Source organism: Arthrobacter sp. OAP107, from assembly GCF_040546765.1.
Classification (GTDB): domain Bacteria; phylum Actinomycetota; class Actinomycetes; order Actinomycetales; family Micrococcaceae; genus Arthrobacter.
On sequence record NZ_JBEPOK010000001.1, the window covers coordinates 3,232,534 to 3,255,915 of the forward strand.

General features: G+C 65.3%; 19 protein-coding genes, 1 tRNA gene and 2 pseudogenes. 4 read left to right on the forward strand and 18 right to left on the reverse strand.

Annotated elements, in window-relative coordinates:
* Positions 1-112: 112 nt before the first annotated feature.
* The 3 genes from ABIE00_RS14895 to ABIE00_RS14905 form a co-directional block, all read right to left on the reverse strand.
* A complete protein-coding gene (locus tag ABIE00_RS14895; RefSeq protein WP_354261525.1) occupies positions 113-1,207 on the reverse strand; it encodes a C40 family peptidase in 1,095 nt (364 codons plus the stop codon).
* Positions 1,207-1,689 (reverse strand): hypothetical protein, encoded by a 483-nt coding sequence (locus ABIE00_RS14900; protein ID WP_354261527.1) that lies wholly within the window; start codon positions 1,687-1,689, stop codon positions 1,207-1,209. The genes ABIE00_RS14895 and ABIE00_RS14900 overlap by 1 nt, the downstream gene beginning before the upstream one ends.
* A gap of 291 nt (positions 1,690-1,980) precedes the next feature.
* Complete coding sequence (locus ABIE00_RS14905; protein ID WP_354261529.1) at positions 1,981-2,964, reverse strand: RNA polymerase sigma factor; 984 nt, start codon at positions 2,962-2,964, stop codon at positions 1,981-1,983.
* Between the two features lie 116 nt (positions 2,965-3,080).
* On the opposite strand from ABIE00_RS14905, the gene ABIE00_RS14910 reads away from it, so the two are divergent.
* A complete protein-coding gene (locus tag ABIE00_RS14910) occupies positions 3,081-3,404 on the forward strand; it encodes an ArsR/SmtB family transcription factor (protein WP_354261531.1) in 324 nt (107 codons plus the stop codon).
* 500 nt (positions 3,405-3,904) lie between these two features.
* Here the strand turns inward: ABIE00_RS14910 and ABIE00_RS14915 are convergent, their stop codons facing one another.
* Entirely contained in the window at positions 3,905-4,246 is a 342-nt protein-coding gene (locus tag ABIE00_RS14915) for a hypothetical protein (protein ID WP_354261533.1), read from the reverse strand.
* 180 nt (positions 4,247-4,426) lie between these two features.
* Here ABIE00_RS14915 and ABIE00_RS14920 point away from each other — a divergent pair, with 180 nt between their 5' ends.
* Both ABIE00_RS14920 and ABIE00_RS14925 read left to right on the forward strand, forming a co-directional pair.
* Entirely contained in the window at positions 4,427-4,687 is a 261-nt protein-coding gene (locus tag ABIE00_RS14920) for an ArsR family transcriptional regulator (RefSeq protein WP_354261535.1), read from the forward strand.
* Positions 4,688-4,797: 110 nt separating this feature from the next.
* A pseudogene (locus ABIE00_RS14925) lies at positions 4,798-4,947 on the forward strand (helix-turn-helix domain-containing protein); the annotation flags it as partial.
* A 357-nt stretch (positions 4,948-5,304) separates the two neighbouring features.
* Here ABIE00_RS14925 and ABIE00_RS14930 read toward each other — a convergent pair.
* Entirely contained in the window at positions 5,305-6,519 is a 1,215-nt protein-coding gene (locus ABIE00_RS14930) for a tyrosine-type recombinase/integrase (protein WP_354261537.1), read from the reverse strand.
* A gap of 2 nt (positions 6,520-6,521) precedes the next feature.
* Positions 6,522-6,603: transfer RNA gene (locus ABIE00_RS14935), tRNA-Leu, on the reverse strand.
* 205 nt (positions 6,604-6,808) lie between these two features.
* On the opposite strand from ABIE00_RS14935, the gene ABIE00_RS14940 reads away from it, so the two are divergent.
* Complete coding sequence (locus ABIE00_RS14940; protein ID WP_003800911.1) at positions 6,809-7,414, forward strand: ANTAR domain-containing response regulator; 606 nt, start codon at positions 6,809-6,811, stop codon at positions 7,412-7,414.
* 167 nt (positions 7,415-7,581) lie between these two features.
* On the opposite strand, the gene pyk is transcribed toward ABIE00_RS14940, so the two are convergent.
* From pyk to ABIE00_RS25980, 12 genes and pseudogenes are all read right to left on the reverse strand, one after another.
* Positions 7,582-9,096 (reverse strand): pyruvate kinase, encoded by a 1,515-nt coding sequence (gene pyk / locus ABIE00_RS14945; RefSeq protein ID WP_354261539.1) that lies wholly within the window; start codon positions 9,094-9,096, stop codon positions 7,582-7,584.
* Positions 9,097-9,179: 83 nt separating this feature from the next.
* Positions 9,180-10,637: a glutamate synthase subunit beta gene (locus tag ABIE00_RS14950; RefSeq protein ID WP_331574733.1), complete on the reverse strand. Its 1,458-nt coding sequence runs from the start codon at positions 10,635-10,637 to the stop codon at positions 9,180-9,182.
* A complete protein-coding gene (gene gltB, locus ABIE00_RS14955; RefSeq protein WP_354261541.1) occupies positions 10,630-15,246 on the reverse strand; it encodes a glutamate synthase large subunit in 4,617 nt (1,538 codons plus the stop codon). The genes ABIE00_RS14950 and gltB overlap by 8 nt, the downstream gene beginning before the upstream one ends.
* A gap of 266 nt (positions 15,247-15,512) precedes the next feature.
* Complete coding sequence (lgt, locus tag ABIE00_RS14960; protein WP_354261543.1) at positions 15,513-16,790, reverse strand: prolipoprotein diacylglyceryl transferase; 1,278 nt, start codon at positions 16,788-16,790, stop codon at positions 15,513-15,515.
* Positions 16,791-16,797: 7 nt separating this feature from the next.
* The gene (gene trpA, locus ABIE00_RS14965) at positions 16,798-17,616 is read right to left on the reverse strand and encodes a tryptophan synthase subunit alpha (protein WP_354261545.1); all 819 of its coding nucleotides are present in this window, start codon (positions 17,614-17,616) and stop codon (positions 16,798-16,800) included.
* Positions 17,613-18,938, reverse strand: a complete 1,326-nt coding sequence (trpB, locus tag ABIE00_RS14970; RefSeq protein WP_354261547.1) for a tryptophan synthase subunit beta — start codon at positions 18,936-18,938, stop codon at positions 17,613-17,615. Before trpB ends, trpA begins: the two co-directional genes overlap by 4 nt.
* Before the next feature lie 94 nt (positions 18,939-19,032).
* Positions 19,033-19,851: an indole-3-glycerol phosphate synthase TrpC gene (trpC, locus tag ABIE00_RS14975; protein ID WP_354261549.1), complete on the reverse strand. Its 819-nt coding sequence runs from the start codon at positions 19,849-19,851 to the stop codon at positions 19,033-19,035.
* A 2-nt stretch (positions 19,852-19,853) separates the two neighbouring features.
* Positions 19,854-20,138: an HGxxPAAW family protein gene (locus ABIE00_RS14980; protein ID WP_331574738.1), complete on the reverse strand. Its 285-nt coding sequence runs from the start codon at positions 20,136-20,138 to the stop codon at positions 19,854-19,856.
* A gap of 96 nt (positions 20,139-20,234) precedes the next feature.
* Positions 20,235-20,867 (reverse strand): Trp biosynthesis-associated membrane protein, encoded by a 633-nt coding sequence (locus ABIE00_RS14985; RefSeq protein ID WP_354261551.1) that lies wholly within the window; start codon positions 20,865-20,867, stop codon positions 20,235-20,237.
* Positions 20,867-22,426, reverse strand: coding sequence for an anthranilate synthase component I (locus tag ABIE00_RS14990; RefSeq protein ID WP_354261553.1), 1,560 nt, complete (start codon positions 22,424-22,426; stop codon positions 20,867-20,869). Before ABIE00_RS14990 ends, ABIE00_RS14985 begins: the two co-directional genes overlap by 1 nt.
* A gap of 101 nt (positions 22,427-22,527) precedes the next feature.
* Positions 22,528-22,986, reverse strand: a complete 459-nt coding sequence (gene hisI, locus ABIE00_RS14995) for a phosphoribosyl-AMP cyclohydrolase (RefSeq protein WP_354261555.1) — start codon at positions 22,984-22,986, stop codon at positions 22,528-22,530.
* 182 nt (positions 22,987-23,168) lie between these two features.
* Positions 23,169-23,297, reverse strand: a pseudogene (locus tag ABIE00_RS25980) (IS110 family transposase); the annotation flags it as partial.
* Positions 23,298-23,382 lie beyond the last annotated feature (85 nt).

The following is a 23,382-nucleotide window of genomic DNA, read 5'->3' on the forward strand; positions in this document are numbered from 1 at the left end:
TCATCCAGAAACAGAATGCCGGGGTGCGCCCAGGGGCGACGCAGGCCCGATGCGAGACAGGGCCGATAGCAGCGGACCGCGTCCTCGCGTGGAGTTGATTTCCGCAGGACAGTCACGTCAGCAGATCAAAGTACGCCGTATCCGAATTCCAGGTGATCGGGTGCAGCAACGTGCCGACCGCAGGATTGAGCGCGCTGTACATCTTGCCGTCGCCGGCGTAAATACCTACGTGTCCCCAGTTGGTCGGCCCCTGCGCATTCTGGACCACTAGGTCTCCCGGCTGCGGCGCGCGAGTCCTTACGCCCACCCTCCACTGCTCCACGCGTGGCAGATTGATTCCTGCCTGGCGATATATCCACTGGACATAGCCTGAGCAGTCCCACGCCTTGAACGCTGTGCCGCCCCACACGTATTTGCCGCCCACACCTTCTCGTGTGAACCGCAGAATATCCTTTCGGATCTGGCTGAGATTCGTGTGCTGGAGTTTTGGCTGTGGCGCGCTCGCCGTTTCGATGCAGGTAGTTACGGCAGCACCGCCGTCGAGTGCATCTACTATGGCGGATGCCTCGGGCTCCCATCGGGCATATAGTTCTGGAAACGCCGACACTTGGACGGCCTGTGCAGCCTGCCCTTTGCTCATGGAATGCCAGCCCGGGATGTCCAGCAACCCGCGAGGGCTGCCGTGATTTGGTCCGCTTGGACCGCCATAGAACGCTCGGACGTTATACGCGGGATCCATCAGCTGCTCGATAGTTCCCCAGCCGGCCGCCGGACGTTGTTGGGCGGTGCCAAGAGAATCATGGTCGCTGCCGACGCCGTCATGTGGGAATCGTAGCGAGGCAGGAACGTTCGAGTTCGCCAGCACTCTGAGACTGGATTCCTGCAAAGCCATCATGATCGCGATGATCTGGCCATCGCGAGGTACGCTCAATTGTTTTCCGACTGAGATGTACTGCCCTGCAACGACAGATTGCCGGGCAGACAGACTCGCTGGACCTTGGCTGTCAGAATCAACGCTCAGTGGATCGGTCCCCGGCCCGTCGGAAGGACATATAGGCGAGTCGCCCCCAGGAATGATCCCGAGCGCTGCCACGCAGGCGGAAAATGCCAGAGCACCAGCCACAACCAGCCCTGTGGCAGCTGCCGCCGACGCCCGAAAAATCAGACGGCGCTTGGCCAGGGCCGCAACAATGGCAGGTGCCGCCATCAGTAGACGATCCTATTTGCCGCAGCGTAGAACCCGACCATAACGCAATGATCCTGAGGGGCTGTGTCGGCCGGCGGACAGTTCATCATGACGCTCACGGGCGCTGTGTAAATGTTCCGGGAAGAGCTCGTTTGGTCCAGAACGCGAAGGGAGACAGTGCACACGTGTAGTCCCGCCCAGGGCGCCGGCCGCTCCCGCACCTTCGCCAACTCGAAGTCGCACCGCAGCGATTGGACCGCCGCGGTTCGGTGGGCCTGCTGTCCGACAAGGGAAGCATAAGTGCCGGCGTTTATCCCCGTGGCTTCGAACTCTTGCACCAACACCGTAAGAGGATTGGATCCGTCCGGCAGCACATTCCACCAGTTGCGAAGCTGTGAGTAGACGTCTGAGTACGAGGAGGTGCGGGTGTCCCACGTGTAGATCGTCTTGGCTGCCGCGGAGGCGAGCTTGCGATAGTCGGTGGTCCGGGGTGAGGCTGACATATCGCTGCCTTTGATGGTGGGAGTCGACGACGGAGCTACCGCCGTCGTCGCGCTCGAGGTGCTCGTCGCGACGTCTGGAGCCAACTCCGTCGGCCGTTGCGGATCCGGTTCCGCGACAGGCATTTGTGTAGGACCCGATAGGACGAAGACGACCGTGGCTAAGGCCGCCAGGACGATGACGATGAACCACCACCGACGCCTGCTGCTAGAACCAGAGAACGAGTAAAGTCGCGGCAACCACATATCAGCCTCCTCACCTGCTCATCGCAAGATGACTGGCCACCGACATGATCAGCGCACGCGTTGCATGCCAGCACGAATAATCCGCCACGAGGCTTGATACAGCCGTCGGGCGAATCCGATTTGAACGGCCACATACCGTTCGGTCACGTCAAGCTCTGTGGCCAATGCTGCCAATGCCCGGGCCCGTTCTGGCCCTCGGAGTCCTGGACGAACAATGGTGGCGGCAGTTCGTCGAAGCACAGGGGTTGGCAGGCATGCTGCGGCCTGCTCGCACACGTCGCTGATGGTGAAGACGGCCGTTTGTTCAACCTCCAGTGCGTGCTCGACGGTCCTCGCCGTCTGACGGACCACCGTCACTGCACGCCACCGGCGGCGGTCCTGGTTCGACGGTAGACCATACTGACGAGGTCCAGCGAGACTACCCACGGCAAGTTCCCACACTCCCGGAGGAACGCTCGAACGCGTCAGCTCGATGATCGTCCGAGCCCAGTCCTGATCAACATATTTCTCTGCACTTCGGTCCCTGCCCCGGTCAAAACCGAGAAAGGCCGCAGCAGCCACCGACGCCGACCCATCAGCGCCGTCAGGTTCCATGAGGAGAGGAAGCGTTTGATGGGTCAGTTCGCGGCGGACGTACGCGGCGCACACATTGCAACAAACGCCCTGCACCCAGGCGGCGAATGGAACGCCGGGAAGCTGGCGGTATCGGCCCCGCGTTACTCCGTCCCACACGGCGACTCGAATGTCTTGCAATACGTCGTCAGCGTCGGACGCCCTGCCAATGCGAGAGAGGTGCGACATCACGTATCCGCGTACGCTGTCGACTGCGACCATGATCTGATCCACTGGAACTGCGAGCGCGTCGGGCTCCGGAGCCCTGCGCAGGGAGACATCAACGTAAATCTTGGTTGCTTGTTCGTTCTGGGCTTGATCTGCCCTGGTTTCGACTCTCATGGTCTTCACCGCTTCGAGTAGACAATCCAATGAGTCCGGCGCAATTATCAAGTCAGGCGCCTCGGGTGCGGCGGTCAAGAACCAAGGCCAACCACAACTACGAAAAGACTATGGAAACTATTGTCAAAGATACTTAAAGTAACGTCAAGACTCCGAGACTTACTTTTTGTGCGGCCTTCGATAAGAATGGTCGTATGCCTAGGATTACCCAGCCGCACGACGAAGCATGGTCTGCCGACGTCGAGGCTGCTGTGGCAACGTTCGGCAACAGGGCTCGCAACGAAATACTCCGCTACCTTTCCGCCCACGGCCCCGCCACCCGAGGTGACATTGTGGCGTCAGTCAGTGCTGGCGAACCCAGCGTTGCGAAGCATTTGCTTGCGCTGGAGGAGTCCGGTGCCGTCGTCGTTGATGTGGAACCAGGCCGGCGGCATGGCCGCTCACCACGGTATTCAACAAATCCCGCACGAATCAGGGAACTGTTGGCTGCCCATCTTGAGTATCTTCTGGAGGACTAGCGGCCGCCTGCTCACCTTCGGGATGCCGCCCAATGTCTCTATTCAAGTACTCAGAGATGGCCCTCAAAGTCTCGGGTGATACGTCCCCCAAGGTTCGGGCGGCGAAGGACTTTACGCGGGCCGCCCGGAGCGATTTAACAAATTCAAGCTGCGAGTCGATGCGCTCGGGCAGTTCAGTATCGTCGTCGATCAGATACGAGGGATTGACCTTGAAAATGCTGCATAGCCCGGAGAGCAGAACCGGGTCGCTAACCAGACGGCCAGTCCCCTCTTTCATATAGAACCACCGCGCTCGGGAGAGCTTGATCCCCCTAGCCGCAAGCTCGGCCTGAACTTCCCTAAACGTCACCGGCTTCCCCCGCTCGGCGACCGCCGCGTCCAGCAAAAGGTTTAGCCGCCGCGCCAGCTGAGCTTGAGGGGACAACGCATCGCCGCGCCCAGACTCGGCACCCCGCATTGCCCACACTCCTCGTTCAGCGGACGGGGGCCAGTTGGCTTGGTCAAGGCCTGAGACTCCCCTCCGCCCCAGTATTCCCTGAGTCGTTTGACTCGGCAATCAACTGCTCGATCCGCCCGTCGAGGTAAGAGATCAACACGAGACCAGACGATGGCCGCAAGGGTAAGCCCCGAATCTCTGGAGAAGCCAGATCCTGCCACATCCTGAGAACAGCCTGCGGCAACACCCCATGGGCATCCAGATGGAAGCAGACCTCCGTCAGCACGTCTTTCAGCGCACGCAGAAGCTCCGTTTGTTCTTCCTTTGAGTCGCAGCCCCAGTAGCGCTCGGCACGGACTATTGCTGCCGCCTCCAGGAAGGCCTTTATCTGTGGATGGTCATCCATGACATCCTCCTTGCTCGGAAGGCACCATCAGCCCATCAGCTGGCGGTTCCGATGCATCATTTCCCCGGCGAGCCTCTTCCAACATGATCAGGGCGAGAGTAACCTGCTGCTGTAGACCCGTCTACGGCAGCAGGTCTCACATACTTCTTGGGTTGTGGTCTCTCCATGTCGAACATCCTGATGAACCGAACGCGAAGCCAAATCATCCGCTTCCTTCTGAGGAACGGCCCGTCGACCTGTGGCCAAATCGGAACGGGACTCCGCGCTTCCCCGTCCACGATTCGCCGGCAGCTCACGCTCCTGGGACATGCCGGCCTCGTACAGCGGTCGTCCAATCAATTCGACGCCTCGGCCGAGGAAGTCCAGCGACAGGTGGAGGCCCTCGCGGATAGCTTCAGCGCCCAGATCATGCCGACCGTCGGCTCGTCGCCGATGAACTAAGAACCGAGCTGGCCATCGTGCTGGCAAGCACGACGGAGACCCAGATGTCCTCACTTCCAAAACGCAGTCGAAGCATCGACACCGCAGACGAAACATGACTAACGCCAAAAGAAATCTGTGCGCTGCTGCAGATCCCTGAGCAGACCTTCTACCAGTGGCGCACCAAGCATGTGGGACCGCGGGCGTATCGCATTGGCCGCCATCTTCGAATCAGCCGCAGCGACTTTGCCGCCTGGCTCGCCCTGCACGCCGAGGAATAACGTGCCCGGTCATGCAGTCGGCGGCCACCCCGTCCATGAGCTAGAGCAGGACCCACAACGGGCGCCGCTCCACGATGACGAGGGGATCGAAGACGGCATGAAACTCGAATTCTTCGAACCAGCCGAGGCTGCTTCGGTTCTAAAGTGTTCAGAGGCCTGGCTCCGGGACGGGGCTGCAAAGGGCGAGTTCCCCCACTCTGTTTGGGGCAAGGGGAAGATCGTGTTTACGTCAGTGCACTTGAAAGAGATTGCGCTGTTGCGTGAAGTCCGGAGGACCGCGCAATCGCCAACGTCCGTCAGGGTAATTGGAACCCGGGCGCAGGCACGGCAGAAAACCTCCTAGCTGCCGGGGTCCACTTAGCTGCGCCAGATGGCGGCGGAGCGTTCCACTGCATCGGCGGCGTCCTGGAGGGCCTGCGGCATCAGGTGCCCGTACACCTGTTCCGTTGTTCGAGTGGATGCATGCCCGAGCCGCCGGGACACTGTGAACAATGAAACGCCATCTTGAATCAGCCAGGACGCATGCGTGTGGCGCAGATCGTGGATGCGGGGTTCCTTGGTGAGCCCCCTGGCCCGGGCCGCCTTCACAGCAGGAACCCAGTAGTGATGCCAGTAGAGCTTGTGAATAATCCGTTCACCCTTGGGCGTGGTAAACAGAAGGTCCTTACCAGGACGGCTGGCTACCAGGGGAACAAGAACGTCCACCAGATGTGGGTTGAGTGAGACTGTCCTCTTCCCGGCACCCGTCTTTGTCGCGCCGATGTAGTACTCCGAATCTTTCCCCCGCTTCCACGCTTTGTTGATCCGGATCGTCGGCGGCTTGGACATGAGGTCGACGTCGGCCACGGTTACAGCAGTTGCCTCGCCGAATCTCGTTCCGGTCATGACCAGGAACTCAGTGAAAGCCTTGTACCTCTCCCCCATACCCTCGAGGATGAGCCCGAACTCCGCATGCGTCAGGAACCGGGCTTCGTCCTCTGCCTTCTCGCCGGACGGAAGCTGGACCCCGCGGCACGGATTGTCTTTCCGGTAGCGCAGCATCACGGCGGTTTCCATGGCGGCGTAGATCAAACCGTGATTGTTTTTGATGGTTTTGGGCGACCGGCCCTTCGCCTGCATCGATTTGATCCAGTAGGTCATGTGCCGGTAATCCAGCTTGTCGACCGGAATGTGCCCTATGACGTCGGCAATGTGCAGCTTCAACATCGTTTGGTACGTCTGGACAGTTCCCACAGACGGGCGCACCAGCAGATCGATGTGCTCCTGGATGACGGCGGCGACCGTCGGCGCCTTGGTCTGGTTCTGAACCATCGCATGCTGCGCGATTTCGAACGACTGGTTATTGGCGTCGAGGAGACGCTTCAGGGTGGTCGCTTCTGCTTCAGTAGCGAAAGTGATGCCGTGCTCCTTGCGCGTTGCAGGGTCACGCCAGCAGACCATGAACGAGGTGGAGCCGTCCTTTTTGGTGCGCCTTTTAATGCTGGCCATGGGCAAAAGGGTACGCCGCTGTCCACACTTTTCGTAGATTTGTCCACAGTCAGCGGCGACAAAGCCGCTGACCTGCGAAAACACTGTGCCCGAGGTGGGACTCGAACCCACACACCTTTCGATACCGCATTTTGAGTGCGGCGCGTCTGCCAATTCCGCCACTCGGGCGCGGAGTACACGGAGTAACAATCGTAGGCTCACAGCGAAGTGTGATCAACGCAGCCACTACCAGTGCGCGGATTTACTCTACATGCAGATAGGCTAAAACGAGAATCGCGCCACCGCCGTCGCAACAAGCCATGCCGATCCAAGTACCAGCGCGGGGTCCAACTAAGATAGTCATAGTCCCGCCGTACCTTTTCAAGGAGATCCCGTGTCAGAACCGACGGAGTCAAACAAAACGTCCCAGCCGGCGCGCCGCGTAGTTGTGGCCGAAGACGAAACCCTTATCCGCCTGGACATCATCGAAATCCTGCGGGGCGAAGGCTACGACGTCATCGGCGAGGCCGACAACGGCGAGAAGGCCGTGCAGCTGGCCGAGGAGCTCAAGCCGGACCTGGTCCTCATGGACGTCAAGATGCCCGTCATGGACGGCATTTCCGCAGCCGAGAAGATCGTCAAGGCACGCATCGCCCCCGTGGTGCTGCTGACGGCCTTCAGCCAGAAGGAACTCGTGGAGCGCGCCCGCGACGCCGGCGCCATGGCCTACGTGGTGAAGCCCTTCACCCCGGCCGACTTGATCCCCGCCCTGGAGATCGCGCTGTCCCGCCACGAGGAGATCAAGGCCCTCGAGAGTGAGGTCACCGACCTGCAGGAGCAGTTCGCCACCCGCAAGCTCGTGGAACGCGCCAAGAGCCTGCTGACCACCAAGATGGGCCTGACGGAGCCGGAGGCCTTCCGCTGGATCCAGAAGACCTCGATGGACCGCCGCCTCAGCATGCGCGAAGTGGCCGAGACCATCATCAACCAGGTCAACTAGCCAAGAAGCCACACCAAAGCGGAAGGACCGCGGCACACCGTGCCGGGGTCCTTCCGCTTTTCCGTCCCAAGAGAATCCGTTCCAGGAGAATCCGTGCCAGGAGAACGCCAAGAGAAAAAGAAGGACCCCCGCCACCAACGGTGACGGGGGTCTCGCTTCAGGCCAACCTACTCAACGGGAGCGGCCGGAGCCTTGTTCTTCTTCTTCTTTTCCGGCCAGGGGCCGAGCTTTTCCTTCTTCTCGGCGGCTTCGCCAGCGCGCGGGGTGTCGGCGAGGTCGCCCACCTTGTGGACCTTCAGCGAGTTGGTCGAACCTGCTTTTCCGGGAGGGGAACCGGCAGCGATGACCACGAGGTCGCCGTCTTCCACGAGTCCCATGTCCAGCAGGCTCTGGTCCACCTGTGCGGTCATTTCATCCGTGTGCCCCACCATGGCGACCAGCTGCGGCTGAATGCCCCAGGTCAGCGCCAGCTGGTTCCACACGTGCTCCACGGGGGTGAACGCGAAGACCGGCTTGATCGGGCGGAGGCGGGACAGGCGGCGTGCCGAGTCACCGGACTGCGTGAACGTACAGATGTACTTGGCGTCCAGCTGGTCGGCGATTTCGACGGCGGCCCGCGTGATCGCGCCACCACGGGTCTTGGGCTTGGTCCCCAGCGGGGGGACGCGCTCCAGCCCGTGCTCCTCGGTGGACTCGATGATCCGGGCCATGGTCTTGACGGTCTCGATCGGGTACTTGCCCACGCTGGTTTCACCGGACAGCATGACCGCGTCGGCACCATCAAGCACTGCGTTGGCGCAGTCGGAAGCCTCTGCACGGGTCGGGCGCGGGTTGTCGATCATCGACTCCAGCACCTGGGTTGCCACGATGACCGGCTTCGCCCAGCGGCGTGCCAGTTCGATGGCGCGCTTCTGCACGATCGGCACTTCCTCCAGCGGAAGCTCCACGCCCAGGTCTCCACGGGCCACCATGATCGCGTCGAATGCGTCGATGATCTCGTGGAGCTGGTCCACGGCCTGCGGCTTCTCAATCTTGGCGATCACCGGAACCCTGCGGCCTTCTTCGTCCATGATCTCGTGGACGCGCTTGATGTCGGAAGCGTCACGGACGAAGGACAGGGCAACCAGGTCCACGCCGCGGCGAATGGCCCAACGCAGGTCGTCCTCGTCCTTTTCGCTCAAGGCGGGGACGTTCACGGCGACGCCGGGGAGGTTGATGCCCTTGTTGTTGGACACGAACCCGCCCACGGTCACCTTGGCGACAACCTTGACGTCGTCCACCTCGATGGCGCGCAGCGCCACCTTGCCGTCGTCGATCAGCAGGGCGTCACCCGGGTTTACGTCCTCGGTGAGGCTTTTCAGGGTAGTGGAGCAGATGTCCTTGGTGCCGGGGACGTCCTCAGTGGTGATCGTGAAGATGTCCCCCACAGCCAACAGGTGCGGACCATCCACGAAGCGGCCCAGGCGGATCTTGGGGCCCTGCAGGTCGGCCATGATCGCCACAGCCTTACCCAGGTCGGAAGCGGCCTTTCGGACGTTCTCATAGGTGTTGTCATGCACGGCGTAGTCGCCGTGGCTCATGTTCATGCGGGCTACATCAACGCCGGCTTCCAGCACCGCGAGGGTGTTTTCGTAGCTGGCAATGGCCGGTCCGAAGGTGGCCACAATCTTTGCGCGTCTCATATACCTACCCTATTTGTCACTTGCATTGGTTAAGTTGTCGCGGAGATGAATTCCCCGGGTCGGCCGCCACGAACGGTGGCGCTTTACAGGACGGCGATGGCGCGGTCCGTCGGAGCCACGGGTGCAGGAAGGATGGTGCTGCCCATCAGGTACTTGTCCACGGCCGCAGCTGCGGCACGGCCTTCGGCGATGGCCCACACGATCAGGGACTGTCCGCGGCCGGCGTCGCCCGCCACGAAAACACCCTCGGTGCTGGTCATGTAGTAGCCGTCACGCGCCACGTTGCCGCGGCCGTCGAACTCGGCGTTGACCTGCTCGGTGATGCCGGCCGGTTCCGCGCCGGTGAAGCCCAGGGACAGGAACACCAGGTCGGCCGGGATGATCCGCTCGGTGCCAGCCTTGGGGAGACGCTTGCCGTCAACGAATTCGGTCTCCGCAACCTTGACGCCGGTCAGCTTGCCGTCCTCGCCAACGAACTCAACGGTGGAGGCGAGGTACGTGCGCTCACCGCCTTCCTCGTGGGCGCTGGCCACCTCGAAGAGGGTGGGGAACGTCGGCCACGGCTGGTGGCCGGCACGCTCCAGCGGCGGCTGCTTGCCGATCGCAAGGGTGGTAACCGATGCTGCCTGGTGGCGGTGCGCCGTGCCGATGCAGTCCGCACCGGTGTCGCCGCCGCCGAGGATGACAACGTGCTTGCCGCGGGCGTCGATGTGGTTCTCCGGAGACTCCCCCGCCACCACGCGGTTGGACGGCACCAGGTAATCCATGGCGAAGTGCACGCCGTCGAGGTCGCGGCCCGGGATGGGCAGGTCGCGCGGCACGGTGGCGCCGGTGGCGATGACCACGGCGTCGTAGCGGCGGCGCAGCTGCTCCCAGGTGACGTCCGTACCGACGGCGACGCCGGTGCGGAAGCGGGTGCCTTCGGCCTTCATCTGCTCGAGCCGGCGGTCCACCTGCTCTTTTTCCATCTTGAAGTCGGGGATGCCGTACCGCAGCAGGCCGCCGATCTTGTCGTCCCGTTCATACACGGCCACGGTGTGGCCGACGCGGGTCAGCTGCTGGGCAGCCGCCAGCCCTGCAGGGCCGGAACCGACGACGGCGACCGTCTTGCCGGTGAGGCGGTGCGGCGGCAGCGGGTTGACCCAGCCGTTGTCGAAGGCCTCATCGATGATGGACACCTCGACCTGTTTGATGGTCACGGCAGGTTGGTTGATGCCCAGCACACACGACGCCTCGCACGGGGCGGGGCAAAGCCGGCCGGTCCATTCGGGGAAGTTGTTGGTGGCGTGCAGCCGCTCAATCGCTTCCTCGCCCTTGTCCCGCCACACGAGGTCGTTCCACTCGGGAATCAGGTTCCCCAGCGGGCAGCCCTGGTGGCAGAACGGCACGCCGCAGTCCATGCAGCGGCCGGCCTGGCTCTTCAGGACACCCTTTTCCTGGGCCTCGTACACTTCCTTCCAGTCCATGATGCGGACGGGAACGGGACGGCGCGGCTGGGTTTCACGCTGACGTACTTTCAGAAATCCGCGTGGATCAGCCACCGGTCACCTCCAGGATTCGAGACCAAACTTCTTCGCCGTCGGGGTCAAGGCCCTCTTCAATGGCGTCAAGACGGGTTTGCAGCACTGCAGCGTAGTCGCGCGGCAGCACCTTGGTAATGCGGGCAGCGGTGTCGTCGAAGTTGTCGAGCAGACGCGCCGCCAGCTGGGATTCGGTTTCCTCCACGTGCTTGACCAGCAGGCCGTGGACGATGTCGCGGTCCTCGGCGTCCAGCTCAAGGAGCTGGAGTTCGCCGGACTGCAACGCTTCCTTGTTGACCCGGGCGGTGTCCAGGTCCAGCACGTAGGCCGTGCCGCCGGACATGCCGGCGCCGAAGTTGCGGCCGGTGCGCCCGATGATCAGCGTCTGACCGCCGGTCATGTACTCGCAGCCATGGTCGCCGATGCCTTCGACAACAGCGGTGGCGCCCGAGTTGCGGACCAGGAAGCGCTCGCCCACCTGGCCACGCAGGAACAGCTCGCCGCTCGTCGCGCCGTAACCGATCACGTTGCCGGCAACAACGTTGCGTTCGGCCTGGAACACGTTGGAGCGGTCCGGGCGGACGATGATCCGGCCACCGGACAGACCCTTGCCGACGTAGTCGTTGGAGTCGCCGTACAAGCGCAGCGTGATGCCGGCAGGCAGGAAGGCGCCCAGCGACTGACCGGCGGTGCCGTTCAGGGTGATGTCGATGGTGTCCGTGGCCAGCACGTCGGTGCTGAACGTCTTGGTCACGACGTGGCCCAGCATGGTGCCCACCGAGCGGTCGGTATTGATGACGTCAACCGTGATCTTCACCGGGGCACGGTCGGTCAGCGCCTCGGCGGCCATGGTGATGAGCCGCTGGTCGAAGTGCTTGTCCAGCTCGTGGTTCTGGCCGGTAAGGTTCCGCAGCGGTGCGTCGTCGTCGAACTCGAGGCCGTGCAGAATCGGATCCAGGTCCAGGCCCTCTGCCTTCCAGTGGCTGATGGCCTCCTGGGTGTCCAGCATTTCGGCGTGGCCGATCGCTTCCTCGATACTCCGGAAGCCGAGCTCCGCGAGGATCTCGCGGACTTCCTCGGCCAGGAACTCGAAGAAGTTCACCACGAACTCCGGCTTGCCGCTAAAGCGGGCGCGCAGCTCGGGGTTCTGGGTGGCGACGCCCACCGGGCAGGTGTCCAGGTGGCAGACGCGCATCATGATGCAGCCCTCAACCACCAGCGGTGCCGTGGCGAAGCCGAATTCCTCACCACCGAGGAGCGCGGCAATAACGACGTCGCGTCCCGTCTTGAGCTGGCCGTCGACCTGTACCACCACGCGGTCGCGCAGGCCGTTGAGCATGAGGGTCTGCTGGGTCTCTGCGAGACCCAGCTCCCACGGCACGCCGGCATGCTTGAGCGAGTTCAGCGGCGAGGCGCCGGTACCGCCGTCGTGACCGGACACAAGCACGACGTCGGCCTTGGCCTTGGTCACACCGGCGGCAACTGTGCCGATGCCCACCTCGGAGACGAGCTTGACGTGCACCCGGGCGGACGGGTTCGCGCGCTTGGCATCGTAGATGAGCTGCGCGAGGTCCTCGATCGAGTAGATGTCGTGGTGCGGGGGCGGGGAGATGAGTCCGACGCCGGGGGTCGAGTGGCGCGTACGGGCTACCCAGGGGTAGACCTTCTGGGCCATCAGCTGGCCGCCTTCGCCGGGCTTGGCACCCTGGGCCATCTTGATCTGGATGTCGTCCGCGTTGCTCAGGTAGAGGCTCGTGACGCCGAAACGGCCCGAGGCAATCTGCTTGACGGCGGACCTGCGCTCCGGATCCAGCAGGCGGTCCACGTCCTCGCCGCCCTCACCGGTGTTGGACTTGCCGCCCAGCCGGTTCATGGCGATTGCGAGGGTCTCGTGAGCTTCCTTCGAGATGGAGCCGTAGCTCATGGCACCCGTGGAGAAGCGTTTGACGATGCTGGAGACCGGCTCGACTTCCTCGAGCGGCACGGCCGGGCGCACGCCGTCCTTGAACTTGAGCAGGCCACGCAGGGTCATCAGGTTCTCGGACTGGTCGTCCACGCCCTTGGTGTAGGCCTTGAAGATGTCGTAGCGGCGCTCACGCGTGGCGTGCTGCAGCCGGAATACGGTCTCCGGGTTGAAGAGGTGCGGCTCGCCGTCACGGCGCCACTGGTACTCGCCGCCGCCCAGCAGGGGACGGTGCGGCTGCTCGATGCCGCCCTCCGGGTAAGCCATCTGGTGCCGCGCGGAAACCTCGGCCGCGATGACGTCCAGGCCAACGCCGCCCAGCTGGGAATGCGTGCCGGCGAAGAATTCGTCCACCAGCTCCTGGCCAAGGCCCAGCGCTTCGAACGTCTGGGCGCCGGTGTAGGACGCCACGGTGGAGATGCCCATCTTGGACATGATCTTCAGGACGCCCTTGCCGAGGCCCTTGATCAGGTTGTAGACGCCATCCTGCGGGGTCACGCCCACCACGTCGCCGGCCGCGATGAGCTGCTCGACGGACTCCATGGCCAGGTACGGGTTCACGGCGGATGCGCCGTAGCCCACGAGGACTGCCACGTGGTGCGTCTCGCGGACGTCGCCGGCCTCGACCACCAGGGCGGTCTTGGTGCGGTTGGCGCTGCGCAGCAGATGGTGGTGAACGGCACTGACCAGCAGCAGGGACGGGATCGGCGCCCACTGGGCGTTGGAGTCGCGGTCCGAGAGGACCACGTACTGCACGCCGCGGTTGATGGCACCGGACACCTGCTCGCAGATTTCGGTGAGCCGGGCGCGCAGCGCGTTCTCGCCGCCCTCGGGGCGGTAGAGGCCGCGGACCTTCATGGCCACGCGGTTGCCCTCGGCGTCTTCGATGTTGGCGATCTTGGCGAGCTGGTCGTTGTTGATCACCGGGAACGGCAGCGAAACCTGCGGCTGGCGCACCTGCTTGGTGTCCAGGAGGTTGCCGTTGGGGCCGATGGCGCAGGTCAGGGACGTGACCAGCTCTTCACGGATGGCGTCCAGCGGCGGGTTGGTGACCTGCGCGAAGGACTGCACAAAGTAGTCAAACAGCAGCCGGGGCCGCTTGGACAGCACGGCCACCGGGGTGTCGGAGCCCATGGCGCCCAGCGGCTCGGCGCCGGTTCGGGCCATCGGACCCAGCAGGATCTTCAGCTCTTCGGTGGTGTAGCCGAAGGTGCGCTGGCGGATGTTCACGGACGCAGCCGTGTGCACCACGTGCTCGCGTTCCGGCAGCTCGTTGAGGTCGATCAGGTTGTCCTTGACCCAGTCGGCCCACGGATTCGCGGCAGCGACCTCGGCCTTAACCTCGTCGTCGCCGATGATGCGGCCGGCCTCGGTGTCCACCAGGAACATCTTGCCGGGCGAGACGCGGCCCTTCTTGACCACCTTGGATGGTTCGACGTCGATGACGCCCACCTCGGAGGCGAAGACGACCAGGCCGTCTTCGGTGATCCAGTACCGGCCGGGGCGCAGGCCGTTGCGGTCCAGGGTTGCGCCCACGAGGGCGCCGTCGGTGAACGATACGGCGGCCGGGCCGTCCCAGGGTTCCATCAGGAGGGAGTGGTACTCATAGAACGCACGGCGTGCCGGATCCATCGTGGCGTGGTTTTCCCAGGCCTCGGGGATCATCATCATGATGGCGTGCGTGATGGGGCGGCCGGACAGCCACAGCAATTCAGCGACCTCGTCGAAGGACGCGGAGTCGGACGCGCCCGGCGTGCAGATCGGGAACAGCTCTTCCGGCGAGTCGCCCAGCAGCGGGTTGGCCAGCTGCGACTGGCGGGCGCGCATCCAGTTCCGGTTGCCCTTTACGGTGTTGATTTCACCGTTGTGGGCGATGGTGCGGAACGGCTGGGCCAGGGGCCAGGACGGGAAGGTATTCGTGGAGAAGCGCGAGTGGACGATCGCCAGTTTGGTCTTGAAGCGCTTGTCCGACAGGTCCGGGTAGAACGGCTCCAGCTGCGCGGTGGTCAGCATGCCCTTGTAGACGATGGTCCGGGAGGACAGCGACGGGAAATAGACACCGAACTTGTTCTGGGCGCGCTTGCGGATCCGCCAGGCGCGGCCGTCCAGGTCGTTGCGGTCCAGCTGCTCGCCGGTGGCCGAGGCGAAGAACGGCTGTGAGAAGTACGGCATGCAGGCGCGCGCCATGGCACCGACCAGGTCGGCGACGACGGGAACCTCGCGCCAGCCCAGCACGGTAAGACCCTCGTCGGCGGCCAGGCCCTCGATGCCGGCTTTGGCGGCCTCGGCCTCGCGCTGCTCGGCAGGCAGGAAGGCGGTCCCCACCACATACTGGCCGGGGGCAGGAAGTTCGAATTCAGTGACGGCACGGAAGAACTCGTCCGGTACCTGCATCAGGAGGCCGGCACCATCACCCGTTCCCTCATCAGCGCCGACGGCACCGCGGTGTTCGAGGTTGCGCAGGGCGGTAAGGGCGGCGTCGACAATGTCGTAGCCGGGCTCGCCGCGCAGGGTGGCGATGATCGCAAGACCGCAGGCGTCCTTCTCCTGCTCCGGGTTGTACAGCCCGGATGCCTCGGGGAGCGCCGCAAACCGCTTGAACGGCGACATGGCGGCGTCCGGCTGGCTCGGTTCGGACCAGCTGGGGCTTGAAAGAGTTTGGGTCATGGGAGACGTCCTTCCTCCTGATCGTGCGTATGGAAGGGACAACGTTGGCCCCACTCAGAGCGCCACTGTGATGGGCACAACAAAGTGTTACTGCTTACTGGAAATTGTAGGGCAGGCATACGTGCTGAACTAACAGTTACGCAGGCTTTCGCCCCGGGGCTTGACCGGCCAGCAGCTCTATGCTGACCGGAGTCGCCTCTGCCACGACGCTGTGGTGGTGGGCGCTCCGAGCGGTAACTCTCTGCAGCCCTGGGTACCGGCGCCTTCTAGCGTGAGCTGTCGGCCTCCGGCGCGGTCCCGGTGTCTGTACCACCGGACTTTCCGGTGTTCCGCGACTCCGCGGCGGATGGGGTTCCGCCGGTGGATGCCGGGACTGCTTCCGTTTGGGCAGAAGCTAGCCCGGAACCGTTTTGGTTATCAGGGAGATTATCACGCGATTCACTATCTGAGACAACAGGGTCCGTATCACGGACCGGATTGCCGGTCACATTTGAAGCGGAAGCCGAGCCCTTCGTTGAGTCCGGGCCCGACGCCGAAACTGCCGTTGCCACGCCAGCCGGCTTCCCGCCGTCGGCCTTTACGGACGGCGGCTCCCCGGCGTCAGCCTCCGCGGAGACAGCGGGGGCCGGCTCCCGGCCCGGCAGGTAGACACTGTCCGGGTTGCCGCCCTTGCGCCGGCCCAGCCAGATGAACACCGCCAGCGCGGCGATGAACACGAAGATGCTGGTCCAGACGTTCAGGCGGGTGGTGATGCCGAACAGGCTGATCTGCTCGGCGTCGTCGATCCGCATGGCCTCGATCCAGACCCGGCCCAGCGTGTAGTACATGGCGTACAGCCAGAAGAGCCGGCCGCGGCGGAAGTGGAACCGGCGGTCGAGGGCCAGCAGGATCAGCACACCCGCGATGTTCCACAGCGATTCATAGAGGAACGTGGGGTGGAACAGGGTGTCCGCCGGGTAGCCTGCCGGGAAGTTGGCGTTGTCCGCGTCCACCTGGAGTCCCCACGGAAGAGTGGTGGGGCCGCCGAAGAGTTCCTGGTTGAAGTAGTTTCCCCACCGGCCGAGGGCCTGCGCCAGCAGCAGCCCCGGGGCCGCGGCGTCGATGAACGCGGTGAGCTTGACGCCGGCACGGCGGCAGCCGATCCAGGCGCCGAACGCACCCAGCACCACGGCACCCCAGATTCCGAGGCCGCCGCGCTGGATCTGCGGGATCAGCGAGAGGTCCCCGGTGCCGTCGAAGCCGGGACCGAAGTACGCGTCCGGGGACGAGAACACGTGGTAAAGCCGGCCGCCGATGATACCGAACGGGATGGCCCAGATGGCGATGTCCCAGACGCTGCCTTCCGGCGCTCCGCGCCTGGCCCAGCGGACGGACGTCAGCCACAGGCCCACGACGATGCCCGCCAGGATGCACAGGGCATAGGCGTGGATGCGGAGCGATCCCCACGGCAGCGGAATGTCGAATCCGGACCAGTCCGGGCTCGGGATGCTTGCGGGCACCATGCCGGCCGGAATCAGTGCGGCTGCGGTGAGGAACGTCTGCATGGTTGCGTTACTTCCTGGTCAGTCCGGTACTGAGGTCTTTCGTGAGCTTCGCGACGGCGTCCACGCCGCCGTCGCGCACGGCCGCGACGAGCGCCGAACCGACGATGACGCCGTCCGCGTAGGCCGCGATCTCCGCGACCTGAGCGGCGGTGGACACGCCGAGGCCGACGCACACGCGTTCCGCGCCGGCTGCCTTGGCCGCGGCGACGACGCCGGTGGCGGCATCGCTTACGGCCGTGCGGGCGCCGGTGACGCCCATGATGGAGACCGCGTAGACGAAGCCTCGGCTCGCCTCCACGGTCCGGCGCATGCGCTCGGGCGTGGAGGAGGGCGCCACCAGGAAGACCCGGTCCAGGCCGTACTTCTCCGACGCGTCCATCCACTCGGCCGCCTCATCCGGGATCAGATCCGGGGTGATGAGCCCGGCTCCCCCGGCCTCGGCCAGGCGCCGCGAGAACTCATCCACGCCCATCCGGACCACGGGATTCCAGTACGTCATGACCAGGACGGCGGCGTCGGTCTGGCTGGTGATCCCGGCGACGACGTCAAAGACCTGCCGGACGTGGAAGCCGTTGGCCAGGGCCTCGGTGGTGGCCGCCTGGATGACCGGGCCGTCCATGACGGGGTCCGAGTACGGGATGCCGATCTCGATCAGGTCGGCGCCGTTTTCCGCGAGGGCGATGCCGGCGGCGATGGTCTCCTCGACGCTGGGGTACCCCGCGGGCAGATAGCCGATCAGGGCCGCACGGCCCTCCGCGCGGGCCTTGTCGATCGCGATGGCCGACTTGCTGGTGGCCGAAGTGCTGGTGTTGGGGGCCGTGGTCACAGCTGCTCCCCTTCCTTGCCGATGGTTGCTTCGGCCGAGTCCTGGTCCAGGAGGTCGAACCACTCTGCCGCGGTGGCCACGTCCTTGTCTCCCCTGCCGGACAGGTTCACGATCACGATCTTGTCTGCGGCCCCGGCGGGGCCGGCTTCGGCGGCCAGCCGCTGGCCCACCTTGATGGCGCCGGCCAGGGCGTGGGAGGACTCGATCGCGGGGATGATGCCCTCGTTGCGGCACAGGAGCCGGAAGGCTTCCATGGCTTCGCTGTCCGTGATCGGCTCGTAGCTGACGCGTCCGATGTCGGCCAGGTAGGAGTGCTCCGGTCCGACGCCGGGGTAGTCCAGACCGGCGGAGATGGAGTGCGACTCGATGGTCTGGCCGTCGTCGTCCTGCATCAGGTAGGACCGGGCACCGTGCAGCACCCCGGGCCGGCCGAGCGTGATGGTGGCCGCGTGGCGGCCGGTTTCGACGCCGTCACCGCCGGCCTCGAAGCCGTAAATCTTCACGGACGGGTCATCGAGGAAGCCGTGGAAGATGCCGATGGCGTTGGAGCCGCCGCCGATGCAGGCGCAGACGGCGTCCGGCAGCCGGCCTGCCTGCTCGAGGATCTGGGCGCGGGCCTCCTCGCCGATGACTTCATGGAAGTACCGGACCAGGGCCGGGAACGGGTGGGCGCCTGCTGCCGTGCCGAGCAGGTAGTGGGTGTTGCCGACGTTGGCCACCCAGTCCCGGAGGGCTTCGTTGATCGCGTCCTTGAGGGTCTGCGATCCGTTGGTGACGGGGATGACCGTGGCGCCCAGGAGTTCCATCCGGGCCACGTTCAGCGCCTGCCGGCGGCAGTCCTCGGCGCCCATGTAGACCACGCATTCCAGGCCCAGCAGGGCAGCTGCCGTCGCACTGGCCACGCCGTGCTGGCCCGCGCCGGTCTCGGCGATCACGCGGGTCTTGCCCATCCGCTTGGCAAGCAGCGCCTGTCCCAGCACGTTGTTGATCTTGTGCGAGCCTGTGTGGTTCAGGTCCTCGCGCTTGAGGAAGATCCGGACTCCGCCGGCGTGCTCAGCAAAGCGCTTCGCCTCGGTCAGGAGCGAGGGCCGGCCGGAGTAGTTCTTATTCAGGTCCGCGATCTGGGCGGTGAACCCGGGATCGGCCTTGGCCTTCTCGAACGTGTCCTCGAGCTCGTCCAGGGCCGCGATCAGTGACTCAGGCATCCAGCGCCCGCCATAGGCGCCGAAGTAGGGCCCCGGGGCGTGGCGCAGCGAGGTGCCTCCCTGCAGGAATGCATCCACCGAGCCCTGGTCAGAGCCGGCTGTTGGCGCGTCGGCCATCAGTCTCACCATCCTGTTCACTTTTTCCTATTGATGTCAGGCGCCATCTGTCCGCACGTCGTGCGGACAGAAGGTGCCACGGTTGGGTGGGAGCTCAGGCCCGGGCGGCAATGGCCGCTGCGCCGGCCGCCGTGAACTCCGCGATGCGTTCACGCGGGGTGGCGTCGCTGACGAGCGCCTCCCCCACGAGGATGGCGTTGGCGCCATGCGCCGCGTAGTGCGCAACGTCGTCGGCGTTCCGAACGCCCGACTCCGCCACCACCACGGCGCCGGCGGGGATGCTGCCCGCGAGCGAGGCGAAAACGGAACGGTCTACGTCGAGCGTCTTGAGGTTGCGGACGTTGACGCCGATGATCCTGGCGTCGGCGGCCACGGCGCGCTCGACTTCATCCGGCGTGTGCGTTTCCACCAGCACGTTCATGCCGAGTTCACGGCTCAGGGCGCTGAACTCGCGCAGCTGCTGGTCGGACAGCGCGGCGACGATCAGCAGGATGAGGTCCGCGCCGTGGGCGCGGGCTTCCCAGATCTGGTACTCGTCCAGCGTGAAGTCCTTGCGCAGCAGCGGCACGTCCACCCGGCCGCGGACGGCGTCCAGGTCGGCCAGCGAACCGCTGAAACGGCGCTGCTCGGTCAGCACGCTGATCACCGCGGCTCCGCCGTCAGCGTACTGCACGGCCAGCGATGCGGGGTCCGCGATGCTGGCGAGGTCGCCCTTGGAGGGGCTACGGCGCTTGATCTCGGCGATGACCTTGAGCTCACCGCGGTCCTGCGACAGCCCGCCAAGGGCAGCCCAGGCGTCACGGGCAGGAGCCGCCGCCAGGGCGCGGTCTTTCAGTTCCGCGAGGGACACGAGGCGCTTCCGGTCCTCCATGTCCTCCCTGGCACCGGCGTTGATGTCGTCGAGAACAGTCACGATTAGTGGCCGGTGTTCTTGATCTTGCTGCCGCCCACGCCGTAGCCTGCCTTGCGCATGATGAAGCCGGCCAGCAGGCCAACGAACATGACGGCGATGCCGGCCCAGAAGATCGGGCTGTTGGCAATGACGAACGCGATGGAGGCGATGAGGGCGCCGATGAGCATGACGATCACGCAGGTCCAGGCGGCCGGGCTGTTGCCGTGGCCCAGGTCGATGCTGTGGTCGATGCCGTGGTGCTCCTTGGGGGCCGCGGGCTTTGTACCGGAAACAGTGGCTTTGCTCATGTGAATCTCCTCAGGATCAATACTGCTTACATTCTGCCATTTTTTGCCGCGGCCTTCGGCATCGCTGCCGGGGTGCGTGGCTGCGTGACCCGCGGCTCAGGTGGGGTCATCGCCCCGGGAGAGCCTGTCCCAGCTGTCGATCTCGTCCACCGGGCCGCCCTGTTCGGCGGCCGGACCTGCCGCCGCGGCGTCGTATTTGGTCCGCGACTTCCAGTAGCGTCCCGCCGGAACCACCAGCAGGCCGCCGATGGCCAACAGCGAACCTGCGACGACGGCGAGCACCGGGAAGGCGCTGACGGTCACGTCCGCGGTCCCTCCCGACACCCCCGTGGCGGCGGCGATGGAGCCCTGGGCTGCGGCCAGCGGATCTGCGAGTACGGTGGCCGCCGCGGCAATGATGCCGGCTGCGGCCAGCACGATGATGGCCGTGATGACCCAGCGTGCGATCTTCCCGGCGATGGAGGCTGCCAGGCCGCCCGCCAGCGCCACGAGGGCAAGGGCCGTGACCGTGGTGGCCGCTTTGCTGCCCTGGACCTGGAGGCCGTCGCCGCCGGCGGCCTGGCCCAGCTGCTGGGGGTCCAGGTGGACCGTCAGCCAGGTCTGGGTGGTGGTGCCGAAGGCCGCCAGCGCCAGCGCAGCGATCAGCAGCACCACCGTGGACTTGCGGGCCCAGCCCGGCACCGTGCGGCCCGTTTTGCCGGGCACGGCGGATCCTGCGGGAAACGCCATCAGGAGTTTGCCCCGGTGACGGAGTCGGGGCCGATGTTGTGCAGCGAGCCGGCCGTGTGGACAGCGCGGAGCGGGGCCGCGGCCTTGTTGACGGTTTCCTGCGCCTCGGCAGGGTTGCTCGAGTCCGCCACGATGCCGCCGCCCGCCTGGACGTAGGCACGCCCTTCGCGCAGCAGTGCGGAGCGGATGGCGATGGCCATGTCCATGTCGCCGGCGAAGTCCAGGTACCCCACCACGCCGCCGTAGATGCCGCGCCGGTGCGGCTCGAGCTCATCCAGGAGGCGCAGGGCGCGCGGCTTCGGGGCGCCGGAAAGCGTACCGGCCGGGAAGGTGGCCTTCAGGACGTCGTACGCCTTCGCCGTCGGCGCGAGGCGTCCGACGACGGTGGAGACCAGGTGCATGATGTGGCTGAAACGCTCCACCTCCATGAACTGGGTGACATCCACCGAGCCCGCAACGCAGACCTTCGACAAGTCGTTCCGGGACAGGTCCACCAGCATGAGGTGTTCCGCCCGTTCCTTCTGGTCCGCGAGGAGTTCCTCAGCCATGGCCTTGTCCGCGTCCACAGTCTTGCCGCGCGGCCGGGAGCCGGCGATGGGGTGGGTGATGACGTCCTCGCCGGTGACGGTCACGAGCGCCTCGGGCGATGACCCGACGATGGAGTACTGCCGGCCGGCGGCGTCCTCGAGGCTGAAGATGTACATGTACGGGCTCGGGTTGGTGTTGCGCAGCACCCGGTAGACGTCCAGCGGCGAAGCCCCGCACTCCATCTCGAAGCGGCGGGAGATGACCACCTGGAAGACTTCACCGTCCACGATCGCCTCCTTGCCCCGGTCGAGGGCGGCAAGGTACTCCGGTTCGTGCCACCGTTCCTTGACGCTGGCGGCGAAATCGAGGGCAGCCGGCTCCAGCACGGACACCGGCTGGACCACCGGGGTACTGATGCGCGCCAGCAGTTCCTTCACGCGGGCGACGGCGTCGTGCCAGGCCTCATCGACACGCTCGGAGCTGTTGTCGAAGTTGATGGCGTTGGCGATGAGCAGCACCGTGCCGTCCATGTTGTCGTGGACGGCCATGTCCGTGACGAGGTTCAAGGCCAGTTCGGGCAGTTGCAGGTCGTCCTCGGGCGGGCTGGTGAGCTTCTCCCAGTGGCGGACCGTTTCCCAGCCAAGGAAGCCCACCAGGCCGGAGGTGAACGGCGGAAGCCCGTCGAACCGGTCGGTGCGGAGCGCCTCAATGGTGTCGCGGATGGCGTCGACCGGATTTCCGTCCACGGGCACACCCGCCGGCGGCTCGCCCAGCCAGTGCGCCTGCCCGTCCTTGGTGGTCAGTGTGGCGCGGGACCGGGAACCGATGAAGGAGTAGCGGGACCAGGCACCGCCGACGGCCGCGGACTCCATGAGGAACGTGCCCGGCTGGCCCTGCGCCAGCTTCCGGTACAGCCCGATCGGTGTTTCGGCGTCTGCCAGCACCTTGAGCCGGACAGGGATGACGCGGCTGTGGGCGGCGAGTTCCCGGAATTCCTCCAGGCCAGGGCTGATGATTCCGAGGTCCTGCATCGCTATTGGTTCTCCGTCTGTTCTGGGTATGAAGCCTGTTGGGTGTGGGCCTGATAATTACGGGGCCCGCGTGGAGGCCTGTCGGGTGGGGGCGCCGGCCGTTAGTTGGCCGGCCCTGCCACAACGTCGAAGGCCCGGCCGTCAAAGCAGGTCCGGGTACCGGTGTGGCAGGCTGCCCCCACCTGGTCCACGCGCACGAGGAGGGCGTCGCCGTCGCAGTCCAGGGCCACCGACTTGACCCACTGCACGTGGCCGGAAGTATCACCCTTGCGCCAATACTCCTGGCGGGAACGCGAGTAGAACGTCACCCGGCCGGTGGTCATGGTCCGGTTCAGGGCCTCATCGTCCATCCAGCCCAGCATGAGGACCTCGTTGGTGTCGAACTGCTGCACGATGGCAGCCACGAGCCCGGCGCCGTCCCGCTTCAGGGCCGAGGCAATCTCCGCCGGAAGGGGGCTCCCCTTCAGCGGGCTTTCCCCCGCAACGGAGGACAAGGCGCCGGAAGAAGGTGCGCCGGCGGTTGGGGCGTGGGCGGGGCTGGGGGCGGGCTGCTCAGACATCACGTCAAGTCTAGTGCCCATCCCGGGGTACCGGGTCAGGACGCCGGCACAAGCACCGTGGCGCTCCCCTCGTCCGCGCCCGGGCTCCCCTCGACACGTGCACGGCCCGCAGGGGCATTGAGCCGCCTGCGGGCCGTGCGCCGGCGTATATCAGCCCGACGGGGGTGTCCCTATGCTTTTGGTCAAGCGGCGACGGCGGGTATTTCCTCGTAGAAGGTGCCGTGTCTGAGCATGGAGTAGATGACGTCGCAGCGGCGGCGGGCCGGGCAGATGACGGCGGCGTTGTGCTTCTTCCGCTGTGCAGTAGGCCTTCTGACGGAGCATGTTCCCGAGTGCGCCCTGGGGCTTGTCACTGCCACTGTTCCGGTTCCGGCAACGCTCCCGGTGAAGGGCGAA

Excerpts from the sequence above, each read along its gene's own strand:
- hisI (WP_354261555.1), bottom strand. The coding sequence starts at position 22,986 with ATGTCTGAGCAGCCCGCCCCCAGCCCCGCCCACGCCCCAACCGCCGGC.
- ABIE00_RS14910 (WP_354261531.1), top strand. The coding sequence starts at position 3,081 with ATGCCTAGGATTACCCAGCCGCACGACGAAGCATGGTCTGCCGACGTC.
- ABIE00_RS14985 (WP_354261551.1), bottom strand. The coding sequence starts at position 20,867 with ATGGCGTTTCCCGCAGGATCCGCCGTGCCCGGCAAAACGGGCCGCACG.
- lgt (WP_354261543.1), bottom strand. The coding sequence starts at position 16,790 with ATGCAGACGTTCCTCACCGCAGCCGCACTGATTCCGGCCGGCATGGTG.
- ABIE00_RS14895 (WP_354261525.1), bottom strand. The coding sequence starts at position 1,207 with ATGGCGGCACCTGCCATTGTTGCGGCCCTGGCCAAGCGCCGTCTGATT.
- ABIE00_RS14990 (WP_354261553.1), bottom strand. The coding sequence starts at position 22,426 with ATGCAGGACCTCGGAATCATCAGCCCTGGCCTGGAGGAATTCCGGGAA.
- trpB (WP_354261547.1), bottom strand. The coding sequence starts at position 18,938 with ATGGCCGACGCGCCAACAGCCGGCTCTGACCAGGGCTCGGTGGATGCA.
- pyk (WP_354261539.1), bottom strand. The coding sequence starts at position 9,096 with ATGAGACGCGCAAAGATTGTGGCCACCTTCGGACCGGCCATTGCCAGC.
- ABIE00_RS14900 (WP_354261527.1), bottom strand. The coding sequence starts at position 1,689 with ATGTCAGCCTCACCCCGGACCACCGACTATCGCAAGCTCGCCTCCGCG.
- ABIE00_RS14920 (WP_354261535.1), top strand. The coding sequence starts at position 4,427 with ATGAACCGAACGCGAAGCCAAATCATCCGCTTCCTTCTGAGGAACGGC.
- ABIE00_RS14915 (WP_354261533.1), bottom strand. The coding sequence starts at position 4,246 with ATGGATGACCATCCACAGATAAAGGCCTTCCTGGAGGCGGCAGCAATA.
- ABIE00_RS14980 (WP_331574738.1), bottom strand. The coding sequence starts at position 20,138 with ATGAGCAAAGCCACTGTTTCCGGTACAAAGCCCGCGGCCCCCAAGGAG.
- gltB (WP_354261541.1), bottom strand. The coding sequence starts at position 15,246 with ATGACCCAAACTCTTTCAAGCCCCAGCTGGTCCGAACCGAGCCAGCCG.